At 43.4% G+C, this 21,040-nt stretch carries 20 protein-coding genes; 12 read left to right on the top strand and 8 right to left on the bottom strand.

The genetic code is table 11. The features are described from left to right. Positions 1-12 precede the first annotated feature (12 nt). From yajC to CTT31_RS15580, 6 genes are all read left to right on the top strand, one after another. Positions 13-351 carry a preprotein translocase subunit YajC gene (gene yajC / locus CTT31_RS15605; protein ID WP_010374166.1) on the top strand — a complete coding sequence of 113 codons (339 nt, stop codon included), beginning with the start codon at positions 13-15 and terminating at the stop codon, positions 349-351. Positions 352-375: 24 nt separating this feature from the next. After that, on the top strand, positions 376-2,235 hold the full coding sequence (gene secD / locus CTT31_RS15600; protein ID WP_010607168.1) for a protein translocase subunit SecD: 1,860 nt from the start codon (positions 376-378) through the stop codon (positions 2,233-2,235). 9 nt (positions 2,236-2,244) lie between these two features. After that, positions 2,245-3,189 (top strand): protein translocase subunit SecF, encoded by a 945-nt coding sequence (gene secF / locus CTT31_RS15595; RefSeq protein ID WP_039492733.1) that lies wholly within the window; start codon positions 2,245-2,247, stop codon positions 3,187-3,189. Positions 3,190-3,321: 132 nt separating this feature from the next. Beyond that, positions 3,322-3,849: a hypothetical protein gene (locus tag CTT31_RS15590; RefSeq protein ID WP_010374160.1), complete on the top strand. Its 528-nt coding sequence runs from the start codon at positions 3,322-3,324 to the stop codon at positions 3,847-3,849. A gap of 112 nt (positions 3,850-3,961) precedes the next feature. Continuing rightward, entirely contained in the window at positions 3,962-5,743 is a 1,782-nt protein-coding gene (locus tag CTT31_RS15585) for a bifunctional diguanylate cyclase/phosphodiesterase (protein WP_039492731.1), read from the top strand. Between the two features lie 86 nt (positions 5,744-5,829). Further along, positions 5,830-6,630 carry a substrate-binding periplasmic protein gene (locus CTT31_RS15580; RefSeq protein ID WP_211858657.1) on the top strand — a complete coding sequence of 267 codons (801 nt, stop codon included), beginning with the start codon at positions 5,830-5,832 and terminating at the stop codon, positions 6,628-6,630. On the opposite strand, the gene CTT31_RS15575 is transcribed toward CTT31_RS15580, so the two are convergent. The 4 genes from CTT31_RS15575 to CTT31_RS15560 all read right to left on the bottom strand — a co-directional run bounded on the left by CTT31_RS15575 (position 6,627) and on the right by CTT31_RS15560 (position 10,436). Then, entirely contained in the window at positions 6,627-7,247 is a 621-nt protein-coding gene (locus CTT31_RS15575; protein WP_223193778.1) for a hypothetical protein, read from the bottom strand. The genes CTT31_RS15580 and CTT31_RS15575 overlap by 4 nt on opposite strands. A gap of 367 nt (positions 7,248-7,614) precedes the next feature. Next, the gene (locus tag CTT31_RS15570) at positions 7,615-9,273 is read right to left on the bottom strand and encodes a methyl-accepting chemotaxis protein (RefSeq protein WP_260491553.1); all 1,659 of its coding nucleotides are present in this window, start codon (positions 9,271-9,273) and stop codon (positions 7,615-7,617) included. Positions 9,274-9,372: 99 nt separating this feature from the next. Beyond that, positions 9,373-10,083 (bottom strand): 16S rRNA pseudouridine(516) synthase RsuA, encoded by a 711-nt coding sequence (gene rsuA, locus CTT31_RS15565; RefSeq protein ID WP_039492725.1) that lies wholly within the window; start codon positions 10,081-10,083, stop codon positions 9,373-9,375. 23 nt (positions 10,084-10,106) lie between these two features. Next, a complete protein-coding gene (locus CTT31_RS15560; RefSeq protein ID WP_211858655.1) occupies positions 10,107-10,436 on the bottom strand; it encodes a 5-carboxymethyl-2-hydroxymuconate Delta-isomerase in 330 nt (109 codons plus the stop codon). An 81-nt stretch (positions 10,437-10,517) separates the two neighbouring features. Between CTT31_RS15560 and CTT31_RS15555 the strand changes: the two genes are divergently transcribed. From CTT31_RS15555 to CTT31_RS15535, 5 genes are all read left to right on the top strand, one after another. Next, positions 10,518-11,309: a hypothetical protein gene (locus CTT31_RS15555; RefSeq protein ID WP_211858654.1), complete on the top strand. Its 792-nt coding sequence runs from the start codon at positions 10,518-10,520 to the stop codon at positions 11,307-11,309. Further along, positions 11,293-11,916: a LysE family translocator gene (locus CTT31_RS15550; RefSeq protein ID WP_260491552.1), complete on the top strand. Its 624-nt coding sequence runs from the start codon at positions 11,293-11,295 to the stop codon at positions 11,914-11,916. Before CTT31_RS15555 ends, CTT31_RS15550 begins: the two co-directional genes overlap by 17 nt. Then, positions 11,916-12,446 (top strand): gamma-glutamylcyclotransferase family protein, encoded by a 531-nt coding sequence (locus CTT31_RS15545; RefSeq protein WP_260491551.1) that lies wholly within the window; start codon positions 11,916-11,918, stop codon positions 12,444-12,446. The genes CTT31_RS15550 and CTT31_RS15545 overlap by 1 nt, the downstream gene beginning before the upstream one ends. A gap of 45 nt (positions 12,447-12,491) precedes the next feature. After that, entirely contained in the window at positions 12,492-14,054 is a 1,563-nt protein-coding gene (locus CTT31_RS15540; RefSeq protein ID WP_260491550.1) for a serine hydrolase, read from the top strand. A 104-nt stretch (positions 14,055-14,158) separates the two neighbouring features. Next, positions 14,159-15,079, top strand: a complete 921-nt coding sequence (locus CTT31_RS15535; RefSeq protein ID WP_260491549.1) for a histone deacetylase family protein — start codon at positions 14,159-14,161, stop codon at positions 15,077-15,079. Here the strand turns inward: CTT31_RS15535 and CTT31_RS15530 are convergent. Continuing rightward, the gene (locus CTT31_RS15530; protein WP_211858649.1) at positions 15,076-15,375 is read right to left on the bottom strand and encodes a DUF4144 family protein; all 300 of its coding nucleotides are present in this window, start codon (positions 15,373-15,375) and stop codon (positions 15,076-15,078) included. The two genes, CTT31_RS15535 and CTT31_RS15530, sit on opposite strands and share 4 nt — an antisense overlap. A 76-nt stretch (positions 15,376-15,451) precedes the next feature. On the opposite strand from CTT31_RS15530, the gene CTT31_RS15525 reads away from it, so the two are divergent. Beyond that, complete coding sequence (locus CTT31_RS15525; protein WP_211858648.1) at positions 15,452-17,968, top strand: EAL domain-containing protein; 2,517 nt, start codon at positions 15,452-15,454, stop codon at positions 17,966-17,968. On the opposite strand, the gene CTT31_RS15520 is transcribed toward CTT31_RS15525, so the two are convergent. The 3 genes from CTT31_RS15520 to CTT31_RS15510 all read right to left on the bottom strand — a co-directional run bounded on the left by CTT31_RS15520 (position 17,941) and on the right by CTT31_RS15510 (position 21,012). Then, complete coding sequence (locus CTT31_RS15520; protein WP_130127015.1) at positions 17,941-18,762, bottom strand: DUF2797 domain-containing protein; 822 nt, start codon at positions 18,760-18,762, stop codon at positions 17,941-17,943. The two genes, CTT31_RS15525 and CTT31_RS15520, sit on opposite strands and share 28 nt — an antisense overlap. Before the next feature lie 114 nt (positions 18,763-18,876). Beyond that, positions 18,877-20,160: a phosphoribosylamine--glycine ligase gene (gene purD / locus CTT31_RS15515; RefSeq protein ID WP_260491548.1), complete on the bottom strand. Its 1,284-nt coding sequence runs from the start codon at positions 20,158-20,160 to the stop codon at positions 18,877-18,879. Positions 20,161-20,175: 15 nt separating this feature from the next. Next, positions 20,176-21,012: a class I SAM-dependent methyltransferase gene (locus CTT31_RS15510; RefSeq protein ID WP_260491547.1), complete on the bottom strand. Its 837-nt coding sequence runs from the start codon at positions 21,010-21,012 to the stop codon at positions 20,176-20,178. Between the last annotated feature and the right edge of the window lie 28 nt (positions 21,013-21,040).

The raw sequence follows: 21,040 nt of genomic DNA, 5'->3' as shown, positions 1-21,040 counted from the left end.
CGAGGAAGTGAAATGAGCTTTTTTATCTCAAACGCGCATGCTAGCACTGCAGCGGCAGCACCTGCTGGTGGTGGCATGGAAATGCTAATCATGTTAGGTATTTTTGGTTTGGTATTTTATTTTTTAATTTACCGTCCACAAGCCAAGCGTGTTAAAGAACACAAAGACCTAATGGGTGCATTAGGTAAGGGTGACGAAGTACTAACTCAAGGTGGACTTGTGGGTAAAATCACAAAAGTTGCTGATGATAAAGACTTTGTTGTAATCGCACTAAACGATCAAACTGAAGTGACAGTGCAAAAGTCAGCGGTTTCAGCTGTGTTACCTAAAGGTACAATGAAATCTCTATAAGAATAACAATAAAGGGATAGCCCAGTGTTAAACAAGTTTCCAATGTGGAAGTACTTACTTGTTCTCGCTGTGTTGGCTATCGGTATTCTTTATGCCACACCTAACTTGTATGGTCGCGATCCGGCCATACAAGTATCTGGCACAAAAGGTGCTGATGCGACGCTCAGTGTATTAGATCAAGTTAACGAAACCCTGCAAAAGAACAACCTTGCCGTAAAATCTTCTGTGTTAGAAGACGGTCAAATCCTTGTTCGCTTCAAAAATGTTGAAGATCAGCTTAAAGCACAAGATATTTTGCGTAATAGCTTAAGCGACGATTACATTTCAGCAATCAATATGTCTCCGGCACAACCTGAGTGGTTAAAAGACTTAGGTGCAAATCCAATGAAGCTTGGTCTAGATTTAAGTGGTGGTGTTCACTTCACTATGGAAGTGGATATGGTCACGGCGATGGACAATGCACTTGAGCAAATGGAGCAAGATTTTAAGAGCGATTTACGTGAAGAAAAATTGCGTTATCGCTCGGTGCGTCGTGTTTCTAATAGTGAACGTGTACAAGTAACGATGCGTTCGGAAGAAGATAAAGACGCGGCAATGAGCTTCTTGAGAAAACGTTACCCGGGTAACGACTTTATCAATGATAGCAGCGATAGCCTTGCTTTCTTCTCAAGCCTTAGCGACCTTAAATATAAAGAGCTGCGTGAATACGCTATCAAGCAAAACGAAACTATTATTCGTAATCGTATTAACCAACTGGGTGTTGCTGAACCAAATGTTCAACGTCAAGGTGGTGAGCGTATAATTGTTCAACTTCCAGGTGTTCAGGACACGGCTCGTGCGAAAGAGATCCTCGGTGCTACGGCAACGCTTGAGTTCCGTGAAGTAGACGAAAATGCCGACGTGCGTGCAGCAGCACAAGGTCGCATTCCTCCTGGCACTGAAGTGATCCCACATAAAGATGGCTATCCTGTTGTGCTTAAAAAACGCGTTATTCTTGAAGGTACGCATATCACAGGTGCGCAATCTGGTATGGATGAATATCAGCGCCCTCAGGTGAATATCAAGCTTGATAGTAAAGGTGGGGCAAAAATGAATGCCTTTACTAAACGTGCTATCGGCAAACGTATGGCGACGGTTTTCATCGAGTACAAACCGTCTGGCAAAAAAGATGAAAACGGCAAAGCGTTACCACCAATCAAAGTGGAAGAAGTGATTAACGTTGCCACGATTCAAGCGCGTTTAAATAGCTCTTTCCGTATTACTGGTATTGATAGCCCAGCAGAAGCACATAACTTAAGCTTGCTACTACGTGCAGGAGCACTGGTTGCGCCAATTCAAATCGTTGAAGAGCGTACTGTAGGTCCAAGCCTTGGTCAGGAGAATATCGAAGCGGGTATGACTGCGGTTGTCCTTGGTTTTGCTTTTGTTCTTGCCTTTATGCTGCTGTACTACAAAGGCTTTGGTCTGGTAGCAAACTTGGCGCTTGCGGCTAACCTCATCATGATTGTGGGTGTGATGTCGATGATCCCTGGTGCGACGCTGACGTTGCCAGGTATTGCCGGTATAGTATTAACCGTCGGTATGGCCGTTGACGCTAACGTACTTATCTTTGAGCGTATTCGTGAAGAAATTGCGGAAGGTCGCAGTCCACAGCAAGCCGTTCATCATGGTTACGATAGTGCATTTAGTACGATTTTTGATGCCAACATCACCACTTTAATTGCTGCGGTGATCCTATTCTCTGTTGGTACAGGTCCAATTGCAGGCTTCGCGGTAACCTTAGCTATCGGTATCATTACCTCGATGTTTACAGCGATCGTTGGTACGCGTGCAGTTATTAATGCCATCATCGGTGGCAGACGTATCACTAAGCTATCAATCTAGGAGACGGACATGCAATTATTAAACTTAAAAGGCACTATCCGTTTTATGTCGGCAAGAAAGCTTTCCATGGCTTTCTCTGTTTTGTTGATCTTGGCTTCAATCGGCTCGTTTATGGTGAAAGGACTAAACTTTGGTTTGGACTTTACCGGTGGTACGGCAGTTGAAGTTGGATTTTCACAGCCAGCAGACTTAGCAAAGGTACGAAGTGTATTAGCCGAAAATGGTTTTGCCGATGCCTCTGTGCAACTTTTTGGTTCAAGCCAAGAGGTATTAGTGCGACTCGCCCCTCGTGGGGACGACGTGAAAGCTGAGGTATTAGGTAACCAGCTTATTGCAGCACTTAAGCAAGCAGACGAAAGTGTGGTGATGCGCCGCATTGAATTCGTAGGTCCAAGTGTTGGTGAAGATCTCAAAGAGCAGGGTGGCTTGGCGATGCTAACCGCGCTTATCTGTATCTTGATTTATGTTGCTTTTCGTTTTGAATGGCGCTTTGCGGTAGGTGCTGTATTTGCACTCTTCCACGATGTTGTACTGACAATGGGTCTGTTTTCTATCTTAGGTCTGGAATTTGACTTAACGATTTTGGCGGCAATATTGGCGGTAATTGGTTACTCACTTAACGATACTATCGTTGTGTCTGACCGTATTCGTGAAAACTTCCGTAAAGTACGCATTGACGACACCTTAGAGATCATCAACATTTCACTGACACAAACGCTTAATCGTACATTAGTGACCTCAATTACGACTATCCTTGTATTGATAGCGCTATTCGTATGGGGCGGTCAAACCATTCACGGTTTTGCGACGGCTCTGCTGTTCGGTGTATTTATCGGTACCTATTCTTCTGTTTATGTAGCGAGTTCAGTTGCAGTAGCAATGGGCGTTAGCAAAGAAGATTTGATCCCAGTAGAAGTTGAAAAAGAAGGTGCAGACCTAGACGCTATGCCTTAATCACAGAAGTTGTTGTGATAATCGAAAGCGGCTTTTTGGCCGCTTTTTTGTTGTTTGTAAAACGTCATTTTATTGTTTCTAAAAAATGACAGTAGTATATAATGATAATCGTTATCAATAAAGGAGATACCTATGTACAAACTTGTGATGGCGGTTGGCGCATTAACATTAATGACCGCATGTTCTAAGCAACCTGAATTAGAACAACGCACAGAGTCCGCTCCCACGGAAGCAACCTCATCTTTGGCGCAATATAAAGCACAAGCCGAGACTTTACTTGCGGATATTCGTATCGAGAAAGATGCTGCTGCACTTGAAGCACAATCCGCCGATCTTGTGACGCTTTCTAGAACTTTGCTTAATGAGTTTGTGGCCAAGTATCCTCAGTGTCAGACTTATCTAGATGCCTTGGATAAGGCCGCTGATATCATCCCTACCTTACCACTTGAAGAGATCGAAACTGGCTATCACGCAGATGGCAAATTACCCAAGTTTGATGATCCTGTTTGCTACCATGCAAAAGATTTATTGGTGCATCCAGCAACGGTTCAAGCGATTGCGATGAAGGGGTTTAGTGGCGCTGAAGACTATAAGAGTGCAGAGATGGAAATTGTGGAAGTGATTGCACACTTTGATCAGGTAGAACGAGCGCTGAAGTAAGCGGTTGAAAATCATTCAATTGCAAATTGGGTACATTTCACCCGATTGACATATATCTGTCATACTCTGTTGCTACCGTGCGCGATTATACTTTTACAGTGAGTTTAATGCTGTGGATCCTTCGCGCACGTTAGTACTTAATACAATAATAAAAGAAAAAGCTGTATTTACTCTGTTTCAGCCTATCTACGATCTTGCGAAACGGCAAATCTTAGGGTTTGAAGCATTAAGTCGTGGCATGTCCGGCTCATTGTTGGAATCTCCAGACAAGCTTTTTGCGATCGCGAGTAAGCAGGAGCGTTTGTCAGAACTCGAGATTATCTGTCGTGAAGCCGCTATTAAGCAGTTCGTCTCACTCAACCTTCCTGGTAAGTTATTTTTAAACGTTAGTCCAAAAGCGTTACTTGATCCGAGCCACCCAAAGGGCGAAACCAGACATCTTACAGAAGTGTATGGGCTCGATCCCAAGCGTGTCGTCATTGAAGTGACTGAGCAAGACAAAGTAGATGACGCGAATCTGCTACTAACTACAATTACTCATTATCGAGAACTTGGGTTTCAAATTGCGATTGATGATTTGGGAGCGGGTTATTCTGGTCTCAGAAAGTGGTCGGAGTTATGCCCTGACTACGTTAAAGTCGACAGATATTTTATCGACCATTGTGACCAAAGTGTGGTGAAACGTGAGTTTTTAAAGTCTATTATCGAGCTTGCTAAAGCCACTAGCACTCAAGTAATTGCCGAGGGAATTGAGCGGATGGAGGAGCTAAAGCTGATAGAGCAGCTCGGTATTGTAAACGCTCAAGGCTTTCTGCTCGCGAAGCCAACTCGAAAGCCACCGACAGAGCTGGCGTTGTTAAAATCCCTTCATTCGGAAGTTCGTTCCAGTGTCAATCAATTTGAGCAGTCGATGGCAATCGGTTGGCTTGCCAAAGAGGCCAATGCTATCCATGAATGTACGCAATGTATCGATGCTCATAGGCTGTTTGAACAAGATCGCAAGCTAACCAGCCTTGCAGTGGTTAATGATGCTAGAGAGCCTGTTGGGCTGCTACACAGAGATCAACTGACTGAGGTGTTTGCGGCACCATATGGCCATGCGCTCTTCGATAAGAAATCAGTGATTAAGTTGATGGATAAACAGCCGTTAGTGGTGGATGAGCAGCAAGAGCTTGATACGGTGAGTAAGCAAATAACCGACCATGAATTTGATATTCGACGTCATATCATTATTACTAGAGATGGTCGTTATCTTGGCTTAGCGCCCTTGAGAGACATACTCAAGCACATCACAGAAGAAAAAATTCGTCATGCTCAACATGCCAATCCATTAACCATGTTGCCGGGCAATGTCGCGATAAATGAGGCAATAGAGCAAAGGTTACGTTCACATCATGACTTTTCTCTTGCATATATCGACCTTAATCATTTTAAGCAGTTTAATGATTTATATGGATATGCCAGTGGCGATAGCGTGATTAAGCTACTTGCCGAGGTGACAGTTGATGTATGTGCACAGAGCTCAAGTTTTGTTGGGCATATCGGGGGCGACGACTTTATGGTGGTGTTCGATAATAATGATGCAGAAGTGTTGTGTCATGAGATCATCACTCAGTTTGAGCTTAAATCAAAAGCCTTTTTTACTCCCGAGCATGTTAGTGCTGGCGGTTACTGGGCAACAAATCGTGAAGGGCAAAAGCAATTTGTACCTTTACTCACTTTATCGATTGGTTTAGTGAGACCAGATTTACAACACTGTATCAATTCGCACCAAGTTGCAGCTTTAGCAACGGATGCTAAGAAAGAAGCAAAGCGCTATCGTAATAGCTATTTATTTGTATGTAACCGTCGCAAGCCTACGGTATCGACTGTACGATTGGAAAATGCAGGTTGACTATATTTTTAATTACGCAATAGTAATAGCAATCCGTAAAAATACTCTTGATTGTAGTATTGTTTCCCCTAAAAGAGGGTTGTGCGATGAAGTTAAAGTTGAGTGTAATTATCTCTGCTCTGGTGTTTCAAAGTGCTTGCATAGCGGCGCAAACCCCCGATTTAATCTATGTCGCGAAAGAAGCGCGAACCTTGTACGATCGCGATCTTTATCTTTACGAATTACTAGAAAAGGCGCTGGCGGCTGCTAAGTACTCAGCTCAAATTGAACACATCAAAATCCACCCTCATCAACAGCGCACGCTAATGGCACTAAGCCGAGGTAAGGTTGATTTACATTGGTCGATGACCAGTCCTGCTCGTGAGCAAATTGCTATTCCTATTAAGGTCCCCTTGTATGATGGACTTATTGGTAAACGTGTGCTGATTGTTCATAAAGATATTTATCCAGCCATAAAAGCAGTTCGGTCACTTAACGAATTAAAGCGTTTTACCGCAGTTCAGGGGCACGATTGGCCTGATACCAAAATTCTAAGCTATAACGGCCTTAAGGTCAGACCGATTTCTGATTATCAAACTATGTTTAATTTGATTGCGGATAAGAAAGCGGATTATTTTCCACGCTCGGTGATTGAGGCAAATTCAGAGTTAATCGCACAAAATAACGAGAACCTCATGATCGTACCTGATTTTCATCTATCGTATTCAACCGCCTTTTACTTCTTTGTAAATAAAGACAAGCAAGCGCTGGCAAAGGCTTTGGAAGAAGGGCTTGCCAAACTTCAAGAGTCTGGAGAGTTACAAACTTTAAAACAAAAGTATGGTTTAGATAAACAGTTTACAAGCGCAACTATAAACTTGGTGAATCCGTATTTTACAGAAGATTAACGCTTTTTGCGTAAGCTTGGCAGCGCATAGTCGTATTCCTCTTTATACGTTAAGGCAGTTAAAACAAGTAGGACGCCACAATTGGAAGCGTAAATAATGTAGCCACTAACGTCAAAACTGTAGAAGAAGATAGTACTGTTTACACCTTTAGCATGTCTTAAATAGTTTTCAACAAGTCCTGCAAAACTCATAAATACCCCTAAAATTGCCAACCAAGGTAAGATGGAATCTGCGAAGGTAAATCTCACTTTTGCCTTAGGAAAAAGCTTTTTAGTTAATTCAACTCGATGCGTTAAAGGGAAGACAACTGATAAATTTATTAAAAAATGTACGCCAAAAATAATGCTATTTTGGAGTAAGCGACTGCTTTCGGTTGAAGATAAGCTAATTAATCCGGATGAAAAAACAATGACTTCGAGAGAAAAAGGAATTGCAACCAGAATAGCTAAAGTGGAAATGTTAATGTCTTTCAGCCGAATCCCCACCACCAAAATTGCAGAGATCGTCATAATGTAAATTAAAAAGAAGTGATACCTAATATCATATAGTACAAAAAGACCTACTCCGATAACAGCGTAAGGAAGAAGTAGATCTCTTATTGAAAAGTTCTTTTTCATTTTGACAATCTAAAACTTAGTCTTTCTTTTGAGACTCTTGGCTTTTTTGTTGTGGAAATTCAGGTTCAAAAATACCGCCACCAGAAACTTTTTTGCATTCTTTCAAATTTAGCTTTTGCATTATCATAGTCCTTATTGAACACACTTGAATACCAAGTGATCAAATTGTATTGGATTTATCTTTTATTGTGATTCTCACAACTTCAGGAGAGCCGTGCCAGACTACTCAACCGACACTCCCGACAGGTACAAACTTAACACCAAATAAACACAAGGTGAATGAAAAATTAAAGAAAATTTTAAAATAATAGTTTAGATATATTTACACTATTCTAATGGTCTGAAAAGTAAAGATAAAATTAATTTTTCACACCTTGAATTTAGCCATCTCAAGCTCTAGATTTCCGGATAATGATTTAATCGTATCGGTTGCTTTATGTGCTTTTTCTGAGACGCTAGCCGTTTGCGAAGCGGTATCAGAAATAATAACGACGCGTTTAGCTGTATCTTCACCTGCATCCAACTGTTCTTTGGCTGCTTGAGCTATTTGATGACTCATTTGCGATATAGATTTTAAAGAATCGGCGACTTGCACAAGCGCTTGGGATGCTTTAGACGACATACTTACTGTCTTTTCACTTGTTGCAATACTCAAGCTTACCGAAGCCTTCGCATCTTGAGTCGCACTTTGCAGTTTAGTGATCATGGTACGGATCTCTTCTGTACTGCTTTGAGTGCGCTGAGCAAGCTGTCTGACCTCGTCCGCTACGACAGCAAAGCCTCGTCCTTGCTCTCCAGCTCGTGCTGCCTCTATCGCAGCATTGAGAGCCAGTAAATTGGTTTGCTCGGCGATAGATTGGATTACGGTAAGTACATTGGCGATATTAGATACTTCTTCATCTAGCACTTGAATGTTATTACCAGCGCTGTCAATTTGTTGCTCTAATAATGCAATTTCAGTCGCTGCTTGAGCTGTCAGTTTGTCGGCTGCATTACCTTGCTTTTCAGCCTCTTGAACTGAATCTGCAGCTTGCTCGGCATGTTCGACTACGGTTTGTGCTGATGCTGTGAGCTCGGTAATTGCTGAAGCCACCATTTGAGTTTCTGCATTTAAACTACGAGTTAGATTCTCAAGTTCTACTGATCGTACCTCGCTGTCTGATGTTTGGTTTTGTAGCGCCTTGGTTGCTTCCTTAAGTCCTTCAACTACACCTCTTAGTCCGCCTTGCATATAGGCCATAGCTGCGAGAATACTATAATCTTGACAGTCAGCAGTATTGATTGGTGTAGTCAGGTTTCCTCTTGAAACATGCTTTACTATTTCGAGCACATCATTGATTTCCGCACCAAGTTTGTTATTCAAAGACAGGCCAAACCGCGCAAGTGCGGTGGTTAATGCAACGGCAACCACTAAAGAAAGTGCAACTAACCAGATTGCGGTGTCCCAATAGCGCTCGTTCACTTCTTTATAACTAATACCAGTGCCGACATACCAGCCAAACCCTGGGGTTTTTTGAACCACTGAGGTCAGGTCGACAACTTCTCCATTTCGTAATGAGGTCCAATTGTAGGTAATGATCCGATCAAATTGGTTACCGACTAAACGCTTTACCATGCTGCCTATGCTTTTGCCGTCAGCATCTTCAAAGTCATTAAAGCTGGTGTTATGTAGTTGGGGGTCATGAGGTGTTGCTACGAAGTCCATTTTATCATTAACAACATACACATACTCAGAGTCATGATATTTATTTTCTCTTAAAACTTGAATTGCCATCTCTTTTGCTTGTTGCTCAGTCAGTTTTCCTTGCTCTGCAAAGTGCTCAAACTGTTTAACAATATTAACGGTGCTTTTCATTAATTGGTTGATACGCGCAATATTATCGCTTTCACTGGCATGGCGTAGAGCTTGAAGACCTACAAAGGCAACGGCAAGTAATGAAACAAATATTGCGGCGGCAAAGGTAATTATTTTTGCTTTTAATGTGAAACTAGAAAACACAGGATCGCCCCCTAAAAATACTCTCATTACATGATTTAGCATGTTTAGGGGGAGTTTGTAAGTAGGTTAATGCCCTATGCGGGTTATTTTGAGATGATATTTACTCATACTACCTAAGGGTGACGACTAATTTGCATTAATTATGCTTATTTCTTCATCAGTTAACGGGCGATATTCCCCCTCAGCAAGGGTTGGATCAAGTTCGATTCCTGCAATGTTTTCTCTATGGAGTTCAACTACTTGGTTGCCAACTGCGGCAAGCATGCGCTTTACTTGGTGATATTTTCCTTCGCAAATAGATAAGCGTAGTGCGAATTTATCAATAAGCTCCGCTTTTGCTGGCAGGGTTGCTTGCCTTTCACCATGTAACTCAACGCCTTGCTCAAGCTGTGTTAGCGCTTCTTCAGTGAGTTCGTCACGACTTTCTAGTACATAAGTTTTAAACTTTTGTTTCTTTGGCGAGGTGATTTGATGAGACCAATCACCATCGTTAGTGAGCAGAACCAAACCCGTCGTATCGATGTCCAGTCTACCTGCAACATGAAAATCTTTTAAGTTAGGTTCTTCGATTAAATCGAATACTGTAGGGTGCAATTCATCACTATTTGCACATACATAACCTTGCGGTTTGTTTAGCATATAGTAGCGTAAACCCAAATACTCTAGGCGATTGCCATCGAAAGTAATGTGGTCTGCTGGGGTGACTTGGATATCGCCTTTTTTGACGACATTGCCATTAACGGTAACTAGACCTTTTTTAATATTAATTTTGACCTTGCTGCGCGGCATCTCTGCAACGTGGCTCAAAAATTTCTCCAATCTACATGGAAATTTCATAGCTAAATAACTCGAATAATAAATTAGTTTTTGCGGTAAATATCGGATAATAAATCATAGCAATGGACACTGAGAGCAAAATGCTCCCCGACCTTTGCGAGCAAAAGCTTTAGAGCACCTTCCGTGAGTATTTGTTTTTGCTCTAATGTTCTACCAGCCATCATATGGATCTGTAGGTGAATAAATCCTTGTTTGCCATCACCTAACTGAAAATGCTCAAAAGCAACAGCACGGGTTTTGACGGAAGTTGGATCAAACAAGCCACTTGCACAGGCAAATTGCTGCACCTGTGATACTAATGCCTCAGTGTCAATTGGCAAATTAGCTGAGTGTTCGAGAATAAAGTGTGGCATGTGAAACTCCATGTTTTTGCATTAGGCTCAGAGTTTATGCTATTTATCAGGGGTTATTCCAGAAAAGAGTGAATTATTAGCATGCTGTCCTTATTTAAAGTCTCACCTTTGCTTAGCGATGAAGAAACCCAATGGTTAATTGATACCTTTGTCTGGGCATTTGAGCATTTTGATGGCGAGTACTTTTTAAATGAAACGCAGATCATTACTCCGACTCCCAGTTGTTTTCCTGAGCCGGTATCCAGTATTGAAGAGATGGCGGCAGTGGTTTTCTCCCGAGTAAAGTCCTATGCGGGATTACAACAGTGGCCAATCACTTTGGTTGCGCCTGAACGCATGCTCGCGTCGACCAGCATGACTAAGTTAAACATTGCAGGGCGTTGGCGCGGTGAGCAAGCGGTCATCGCTGAAGCGGCTGCGCCTATTTTGATTTCTTATAATCCCAATCAAATAAATCAGCCTCAAGATCTGATCGCCAGTTACGCAGGTGTTATGGCAAAAATTTTAATTTTACAGCGTGGCGTGTTACCTCCAGGTGGGGAAGCGCAATTAGACGCGGCTTGTGATGTGCTGGCGAGCTTTTTTGGTTTTGGGGTCATGGTGTCTAATACCGTATATCACTTTAGGGGAGGATGTGGTTCTTGCTACAACCAATATGCCAACCGAAAAGCTGCACTGACGGAGCAGCAGAGTGTTTTTGTGCATGCCCTAGTATGTCATTTTAAAGGGGTGAAAGATGGTCATAAGCATCTTAAGTCACATCTTGTAAGTCAGTATAAAAAGGCGAAAAAGCAAATTAATACTCTAATGGATAACTCAGAGCGTGGTGATTTACTGGCCTTACAGGAGCATGCACATGCTCGTTTATCTTGATGAGTTTATTTTAATTGCGCTGGCACATTTTTTTGCTGTCGCAAGTCCCGGTCCCGATTTTGCGATAGTGCTTAAACAAAGTGTACAGCAGGGTAGAGCAAACGCCCTTTGGACAAGTTTTGGGGTTGGCCTTGGTATTTTAGTACATGTCAGTTATTGCTTATTGGGAGTTGCGTTACTGCTATCTCAATCTGAAACCTTGTTCACAGCAGTAAAATACTTAGCCGCGCTTTACCTCACTTACCTTGGTGTCCAAGCGTTGCGGTATGCAAAACCCAATTCAGAGCAAGAAAATATCACTGAACACGCTGTTACTGAGTCTAATTGGACTGCATTAAAACGAGGTTTTTTGGTCAATGCCTTAAATCCTAAAGCAACGCTGTTCTTCTTATCGCTTTTTACCTTAGTGATTGAGCCAACCACACCAAGAAGTGTGCAGTTGTTTTACGGTGTTTATATGGCGTTGGCTACCTGGGCTTGGTTTTCGTTTTTATCTTTAGTTTTATCAAAAACAACGGTAAGACAATTTTTTCGTCGTGCAGGACATTGGTTTGATCGCGGGATCGGTGTGATCATGTTACTGCTTGCAGTAAGATTGGTGATCTAATGTGTGACAAAAACATTATTAACTTTAGTTTTGGTTCAAATATGTCGACCGCACGCCTGCTCGCTCGCTTACCACAAGCGAAGCTACTTGGAGTGGGAAAATTGCATGGCTATCGGCTGACTTTTGATATGTTGAGCACCGATGGTTCAGCCAAGTGCAGTATTACGCCGAGCACTAAGGCAAATAGCCATGTTTATGGCGTTTTGTATGCGTTGGATGAGCAAGAAAAAGCGCGTTTGGATGACATTGAAGGGGAGCGTTACAGCTGTCATTGCTTGCCAGTTGAAAGGCTAGATGGCGGTATGGTGGACGCCTGGTGCTATATTGCTAACACCTTTGTGGAACATCAATTACCTTTCGATTGGTACGTACATCATGTGTTGGCCGGGGCAAAGGAGCATCAGTTTCCGACCAGCTATTTACAGGCAATTTCGGCGCAAGCACACGTTACAGATAATAATAGTGACAGACAACAACAAGAATTAGCCATCTATCAATGTGATATTACGAAGTTAAATCTCAAAGCTTGACTGGTAACATCATGATTGGTTGTGGCAAAAAACCAAGGAAAAATAATGAAAATAAAACAATGGCTATTAACCTCAGGCCTAGTTGCTGCGAGTTTTCTTAGTGCACAGGCAAGCGCGGCAGTAAATCAACAGGATGTTGAAGCTGCGGTAAAAAGTGCAATGACAAAGTTTAATATTCCAGGTTTGGCAATTGGTATCGTAGAAGATGGTAAGGTTGTGATGATCAAGGGCTTCGGAGTGACGCATTTAAATAAGCCAGCCAAGGTCAATGCGGATACCTTGTTTGGTATTGCATCTAACACCAAAGCATTTACGGCAGCAGCGCTGGCGATGTTGATAGATCAAGGCAAACTGAGTTGGGATGACAAAGTCACCAAATACATTCCAGAATTTAAGCTTTACGATAGTTATGTTACTCAAGAGATGACGATCCGCGATTTATTAAGTCATCGAAGCGGATTGGGTCTTGGGGCGGGTGACCTTATGATCTGGCCTGATACTGATAAAACCATGACTGAATTGCTGGCAGGTATTTCACATCTCAAACCGGATTCAAGTTTCCGTAGTCATTACGCCTATAACAATTTGATGTTTGTTGTTGCAGGAGAAGTCGTAAGCCGAGTTAGTGGTAAAGATTGGCGCGATTTTGTTGAGCAGGAAATGTTTACCAAGTTGGATATGGATGACTCAAAGGCTGGATTCTCTCGGATCCCGGCTAACAATAGTAATTGGGCGACTGGCCATATTCCGATGGATGGCAAACTTACACCGTTCTTTGTTAACTACCTAGAAGATTTCCGTGGTGCTGGCGCTATTGCGTCTAACGTGGATGACATGACCAAGTGGTTACAAACTCAGCTTGAAGGTGGTCGCTTACCTTCTGGCGAGCAGCTATTTAGCCAAGAGCAACAAGTGCAAATGTGGCATCCACACATTACGCGTATTCCCGCAGCAAAAGCCGCAGAAGTATACCACCAGCAGTTTAGAGGGTACGGCCTTGGCTGGGCGGTAGAAGACTACTTTGGTTATAAAAAGGTAGGTCACGGCGGTGGGATTTTAGGTATGGTGTCGCAAGTGGCGATGATCCCAGAGAAAAAATTGGGGGTGGTGGTCTTATCAAACCAACAAAAATACCCCGCACTTTCCGCGATTATTAATGAAGTGTTTGAAGATGCGCTTGGCCTAGAAGATAAAGACTGGGTGCAGATCATCGCCGATGATTACTTCAAGGCGCAACAAGAAAAATATGCCAAAGCTGGGATAATCGAAGTTGCAAAACCACAGCCCGCTTTACCATTAAACAACTACACGGGAACACTAAATAGCGCTTGGTATGGCGATGTGGTAGTGGAAAAGCTCGGTAAGGAACTGCGCATTGATTTTACGCACACGAAGCGCTTAAAAGGGAAGCTTGAGCACCTAACCGGTAACACCTTTGTGGTACGGTGGGATGAGCCATTACTTGAAGCAGATGCTTACATCAATTTTGTGATGGATAAATCACAACGGGTTGAGTCTGCTGCAATGGAATTTGTTAATCCGGAAATAACCGACTTTAGTTTCGATTTCCATAACTTGGATTTAAAGGCGAAAGAAATCCAGCATTAGGATATACCAAAGTATCAAAGCCACAACTATGTGGCTTTGATATAGTGAAAGGATAGCTACTTAAATCAACCATGTCGCAAACTAACATAGGATGTATATTCGTTATGCGTACTGCAATTATTACTCATCCATATTGCCGCAAGCATAAAATGACCGAGGAACATCCTGAGTGTCCTGCGAGGTTAGATGCGATATCAGACCGGTTGCTAGCGTCTGGACTGGATATCGCCATTGAGCACAAAACGGCGCTGAAAGCCGATATCTCACACTATGCATTGGTTCATGATCAAGCCATGATCAAAGAAGTAATGGATAAAATCCCTAATGAAGGGTTAACCGAGTTAGACGGCGACACTTGGCTTTGTCCTGATTCTATGAAAGCGATTGAACACGCTGTCGGCGCAGGAATACTCGCGGTGGACGAAGTAGTTGCAGGTAAACTTGATGCTGCATTTTGTTCTGTTAGACCTCCTGGGCACCACGCCAATCAAAGTACTTCATCGGGATTTTGTGTCTTTAATAATGTTGCCATTGCTGCCGCTTATGCCAAGACAAAGGGCGTAGAGCGGGTGGCTATATTGGACATCGATGTACATCATGGTAATGGCACACAAGATATTTTCAAAGACGATCATAGCGTGTTACTTTGCTCTTTATTCCAACACCCTTTTTATCCAAATACCGCGATTGAGAATCATCAAACACTTATCAATTCCCCTTTGAGTGCGGGAGCGGACGGTACAGACTTAAAAGCCTTGGTGGAGCAGCAATGGTTACCTAAGCTGCAATCATTTAAACCTCAGCTCATTTTTATCAGTGCAGGGTTTGATGGTCATTTAGAGGATGATATGGGTGGGCTCAAGTTTGTTGAACAAGATTACCAGTGGTTTACTGAGCAAGTGGTTGAGTTTGCAAACTCATCGGACTGTTTGGGGATTATTTCCTACTTAGAAGGGGGCTATGATCTTTCTTCTTTAGGCCGCAGCGCCGTGACACATATCAAAGCGTTGGTTGAAGCCGGTTAGCTTAGACTTAATAAATCAAAAGCCTGCTGAGTAGTGCTCAGTTGGATTTTGCTCACGCAACACTGGCCTTCGTCAACGAGATATTGTTGCACTAATTCGGTTAAATATTTCAAATCAATACACTGCACGGGCGCACCGTGTACGTTGCTGCAGCAATCGTTTGGGTATACTAGAATTAACCGCTTGAGTGACGCATCATCGAGCAGATGTGTTGCATCTCTAAGTGCTTTTTCATCTTCGATAAACTCTATACTTTGGTCTAATACCAGCAATAAAGGATAGGTTTTTATCGCCATAATTTGTTCTTGGTCAAGTTATCAAAAGTGTCGCCCAGTATACTTCAAATTGGAATAATATTGCGAGAGTGTGCTTATGGTTGGTGATTCACGTCAGTTACAGATCAAAGAAGTATTTACCAATAGCTTGTTATGTTGCGATGAGCAAACCAGTCTATATGATGCGGTTGCGCAAATGCGAGCGAGCAGAGTGAGCTCGATCTTTATTACCCGTGCCGATGACATTATTGGTATCTGGACTGAGTCGGATTGCGTTAAACTCAACTTTAACGATCCTGACTTTGCCCAGGTGTCGATCCGGGAAGTGATGACTACACCGGTGCAAAAAATTCAAATTGATAAAACCTTGAGTGAGGCGACGGTCAAGTTCCACCAACTAGGGATCCGTCACTTACTCGTGGTGGACTCGGATAATCTACCTTGTGGTGTGGTCTCTTTATCCGATATTGTGCGCAGTCAAGGGCTCGACCATTATTTGCATTTTAGACCAATTGAGCAACACTTTGACTCGAGCATTGTGATTTTAGACAGTGAAGACTGCGTCTCTGATGTTATCAATAATATGCGTGAGCTTAAGCTTACCGCTGTGCTGGTGTATAACCGTGAATTAAATGAGTATGGCATTATTACTCAGCGTGATATTGCGTATATTATTCTCAATCCTGATTGGCGTCAGCCTTGCTGGCAATTAGCCAGCTATCCGATGCTCTCCATGACGCCAAAAGACAGCCTATTCGATGCTTATCGGCTGATGACGGTAAACTCCATTCGTCATTTGGTAGTGACTTCCCCAGACTCGCAACAAGTGATAGGGTTATTGGCGCTCAAAAATGTTCTGACTGAAATTGAAACTGCGTATTGTAGCGAACTGGAAAAAGTCCTAGTACAACGTGATATTGCACTGCAAAAATCGGAGAAGAATCTTTATCTAGCTAACCGCATCATTGATGCTTCTCTCGATGGCATTATGATCACCAAAAGTTCAGGTGAAATAATCCAGATCAACCCAGCGTTTAGTGCGCTTACCGGCTACAAAGATTACGAAGTACTAGGGAAAAACCCAAGCATATTGAGCTCTGGGCTACATGATGAATGCTATTATCAGAGCATGTGGCAAACGCTCAGAGAAACAGGTGTGTGGCAGGGCGAGATCTGCAATCGTAAAAAGAGCGGTGAGATTTATGTTGAATGGCTTACGATTATTGAGATCAGAGAGCCGTACAGTGACGACATGCTCTACGCAGCCATTTTTAGTGACATTACGGAGCGTAAAAATGCTGAAGAAAAAATTGCTCGCTTAGCCTATTTTGATGAATTGACTGGGCTGCCTAATCGCCGCTTATTTTACGACAGACTCTCTATGGCATTGGCATCAGCGCACCGCTACAAGCAAAAACTCAGTGTGATGTTTATAGATTTAGACCGCTTTAAGGAAGTGAATGACTCTCTTGGCCACAGCGCCGGAGATGAGTTATTGGTACAGGTTAGCGAGCGGATAAAGTCTATTCTGAACGAAGGTGACACCTTAGCGCGACTTGGTGGCGACGAATTTGTTGTGCTACTGAGCGAAGTGAATGGCATGTCGGAGGTCATTGAGTTTGCTGACCAAATGTTGATGGCACTATCGAGCCCCTTTCAACTTGGTGATATGCAGGTGGCTGCAACGGCCTCAATGGGGGCTGCTATTTATCCCGAAGATGGTCATGACACGGAAACATTGCTTAAACACGCCGATGTTGCTATGTATCGCTCCAAAGAAGTAGGGCGCAACTCCTTTCAGTTATTCGAAGCTTCGATGAATGCACGCTCATTTGAGCGTTTATCCATGCTAAGTCGTTTTCAGAATGCCTTAGAAAATGATGAGTTTGAACTGCATTTTCAACCCTTGCAGTGCTTAACCAGCAGTCGTATTTCCAGTGTTGAGTGTTTACTGCGCTGGCGTGACCCAAATCTTGGGATGATCTCACCGGCTCAATTTATTCCACTTGCTGAGGAGCTTGGGCTTATTATTCGCTTAGATCAGTGGGTAATAGATAAAGCCTGTCAGCACTTGGCTAAATGGCAACGCGCAGGTGTTGAGATTAGGCGCTTGGCGATTAATATCTCGGCGTCACATGTCACTCAAGGTGACCTGTATCAATGTGTTGCGCAGGCATTAAAGAAGCACAACGTCGACGGCAAGTATCTTGAGCTTGAGCTTACTGAAAATAGCTTTATCGGTAATCTGCTTGAGGCTAAGTACACCTTGAAAAAACTCAAGGAGCTGGGTGTAAAACTGGCGATTGATGACTTTGGTACCGGGTATTCTGCGCTCAGTTACTTGGCTAAACTGCCCATCGATATCCTAAAAATAGATGCTAGTTTTATTGCTAAGGTGCCCGATGAATATGGCAACAGCGAAATTGTTTCAGCAATTGTGGCGATGGCTAAGGCGCTCAACCTGCAAGTTGTAGCTGAGGGCGTAGAAAAGCCTGTACAGAAACGTTACCTGCGCAAGCTTGGTTGTCATACAATCCAAGGTTACGTCTTCTGTAAGCCACTTACAGAAGACGATTGGCATGCATTTTATTCGTCAGAGAAGGTAATTTCGTAAGAAGTAAACTTACGGATATTGATCACGCCATTATCAAAAATAAGATATTGGCCTTTGATCCCTTCAAGCACGCCTGATACTACAGGGTCTTTATCAAAGTTAAACGAGCTGATTTTACTCGGGTGCTGCTCTACAGGGAAAGTGAGATCAACCACTTCTTCGTCCAGCACTTCAATGGCGGTTGCACCAAAGAGTTCAGCAAGTTCGTCGAGCTTTGCTTGGATCTCGGGAATAAGCTTAGCAGCTTCTGCTTTGAGGTCTATTTCAGGATTGATGCCTTTGAGCATATTGCGCCAGTTAGTCTTATCGGCAATAAACTGAGCCAGTGCCACTTCCACTAATCCTGACTGGTGACGGGTCTGCACCTTAAAAATCGGCAGTGCTTGCGTTGCGCCTTGATCTATCCAACGTGTTGGGATCTGCGTATGACGAGTGATCCCAACTTTAAGGCCTGAGGTATTGGCCAAATACACATAGTGCGGGATCATACAGTTCTCTTCGCCCCATTGGGGTTCACGACAGGTGCCTTGATCATAGTGGCAGGTCTCTGGCTTCATAATGCACATGTCGCAGCTCGCGAGTTTTCTCATGCACACGAAACAGTGGCCTTGCGAATAGCTCTTTTTGGTTTTTTTACCACAGCTACTGCAAAATATATTGCCAGTGAAGGTAAGGGTGACAGATTTACCAAAGTAGTCATTGAGTGATACTAAGTTATCACCCACGGGTAATTGATATTGAATAGGTTCAACAAGCGCTGACTTTAACTTGCTGAGTGTACCTTGTACTTGCATCTTTGCCCCTAAAAATGCTCATAAAAGGGTAGGATACCATTACAAACTTAGAAACGCAGTGTGTAAAAATGAAAAAGGCCAGCGTCGGGCTGGCCTTGCAAAGCTTAATGTGAATTAGCTTTCGCGTGCGATTGCACGATATGCGATATCTGTGCGGTACTCTACACCATCCCAGTGAATGTCTTTCACTAGAGAGTAGGCGCGTTTTTGCGCTTCGGTTACCGTGTGGCCAAGGGCCGTTGCACATAATACTCGACCACCAGCGGTGACTACATGCTCGCCATCTTGTTTAGTACCAGCATGGAACACTTTTTCACCTTCAGGATAGTTCACCTGAAGACCTGAGATAGCGTCACCTTTAGGATAGTTGCCTGGGTAGCCACTAGCTGCAAGCACAACACCAACGGCAGCTCGCGGATCGAATTCAATCGATGTTTGATCAAGCTCTTCTCGGTTTGCCGCTTCAATCAGCTCAACTAAATCAGACTGAAGGCGTAACATGATAGGTTGTGTTTCTGGGTCGCCAAAGCGGCAGTTATACTCGATAACTTTTGGTGTGCCGTCTGCTGTGATCATCAAACCAGCGTATAGGAAACCTGTATAAGGGTGACCTTCTTTCGCCATACCTTCAACCGTTGGATTGATCACTTCGGCCATGATGCGGTCATGAATATCTGGTGTGACTACAGGAGCTGGAGAGTATGCACCCATACCACCTGTATTTGGGCCTTTATCACCATCGTATGCACGTTTGTGATCTTGGCTGGTGGCAAAAGGAAGTACATTTTTGCCGTCAACCATGACGATGAAAGAGGCTTCTTCACCTTCTAAAAACTCTTCAATAACCACACGGCTGCCCGCTTCGCCAAAAGCATTCCCCGCAAGCATATCGCGGATAGCTTCTTCCGCTTCCGCTTCGGTCATTGCGACGATAACCCCTTTACCAGCAGCAAGACCATCAGCCTTAACGACGATAGGTGCCCCTTGCGCTTTCAAGTAGGCAAGCGCAGGCTCAATTTCTTCAAACGTTTGATAAGCCGCTGTTGGAATATCGTGACGTGCTAAAAAGTCTTTAGTAAACGACTTTGAACCTTCCAACTGTGCTGCCGCTTGAGTAGGTCCAAAAATAGCTAAGCCTTCTTCACGGAAACGGTCAACTACACCGATAACCAGTGGCGCTTCAGGGCCAACAATGGTTAATTGCACATTGTTTTCTTTAGCAAAGACGACTAAGGTATCGATATCTTCAACGCCGATAGCCACGTTTTCGAGTTTAGGCTCAAGCGCAGTACCTGCGTTACCAGGTGCTACAAAAACCGTTTTTACAGATGGGTTTTGTGCGGCTTTGAACGCAAGCGCATGCTCACGTCCACCGCTGCCAATGACTAGTACATTCATGGCGAAATTTTCCTATTAAAGCTTTTTGAATTTTAAGGTCATGCGGTCGCTTTCCCCAATCGCTTTATATTGCGCTGCTTTTTCATCACCTAGCGCTAAGCGAGGTGGCAGAGTCCAGACGCCTTTTGGATGATTGGCGCTGTCTAGCGGGTTGGCGTTAATGTCGCTGCTTGCAACTAATTCAAACCCAGCTTGCTTGGCGATATCAATAACATAACTTTGCTTCATATAACCTGACGACTTTTGATCCTCAAGTTGGCGATGCTCAGGCAGACGGTGTTCAACAACACCTAAAATGCCACCAGGTTTCAGTGCCTTATTAAACGCGTTGAACGCGCTAAGTACACCCTCATCCCCTTTACCCATGTACCAGTTATGCACGTTACGGAAGGTAAGTACCACGTCTGCACTGCCTTGTGGCGCAATATTACTGTGCGTCACTGGTGCAAATTCCGTGATCTTTACTTCACTATAGTCTGGGTTGGTTGCTACTTTTTCTTTGTAGCCTTTTAATGAGCGTTGATAGTAGCCAACATCTGAATCAGCAGGGAAGTGCGCTGCATAATAGGTGCCTTGACCTTTAACCAGCGGCGCTAAAATCTCGCTATACCAACCACCACCTGGTGCAATTTCTACCACGGTCATTGATGGCTCAATGCCAAAAAAAGCAAGCGTTTCACTTGGGTGGCGATACTGGTCTCGGGCTCTATTGTTCTCAGCTCGATTGTCGCTAGCAACGGCTTTTGCAATCGCGCTTGGTACTGCTTGGCTGGAGTTAGATTCTGTCGCGTTACAGCCCACTAAAGTAGTAAATACTGCAGCAGCGATAAGAGATTTCATACCTAGATTCATCGTTAGCTTCCTTCATTCTGTTATGATT

Source organism: Pseudoalteromonas maricaloris (genome assembly GCF_024746855.1).
Taxonomy (GTDB): Bacteria; Pseudomonadota; Gammaproteobacteria; order Enterobacterales; family Alteromonadaceae; genus Pseudoalteromonas; species Pseudoalteromonas maricaloris.
This window is presented reverse-complemented; position numbering and strand designations above follow the sequence as displayed.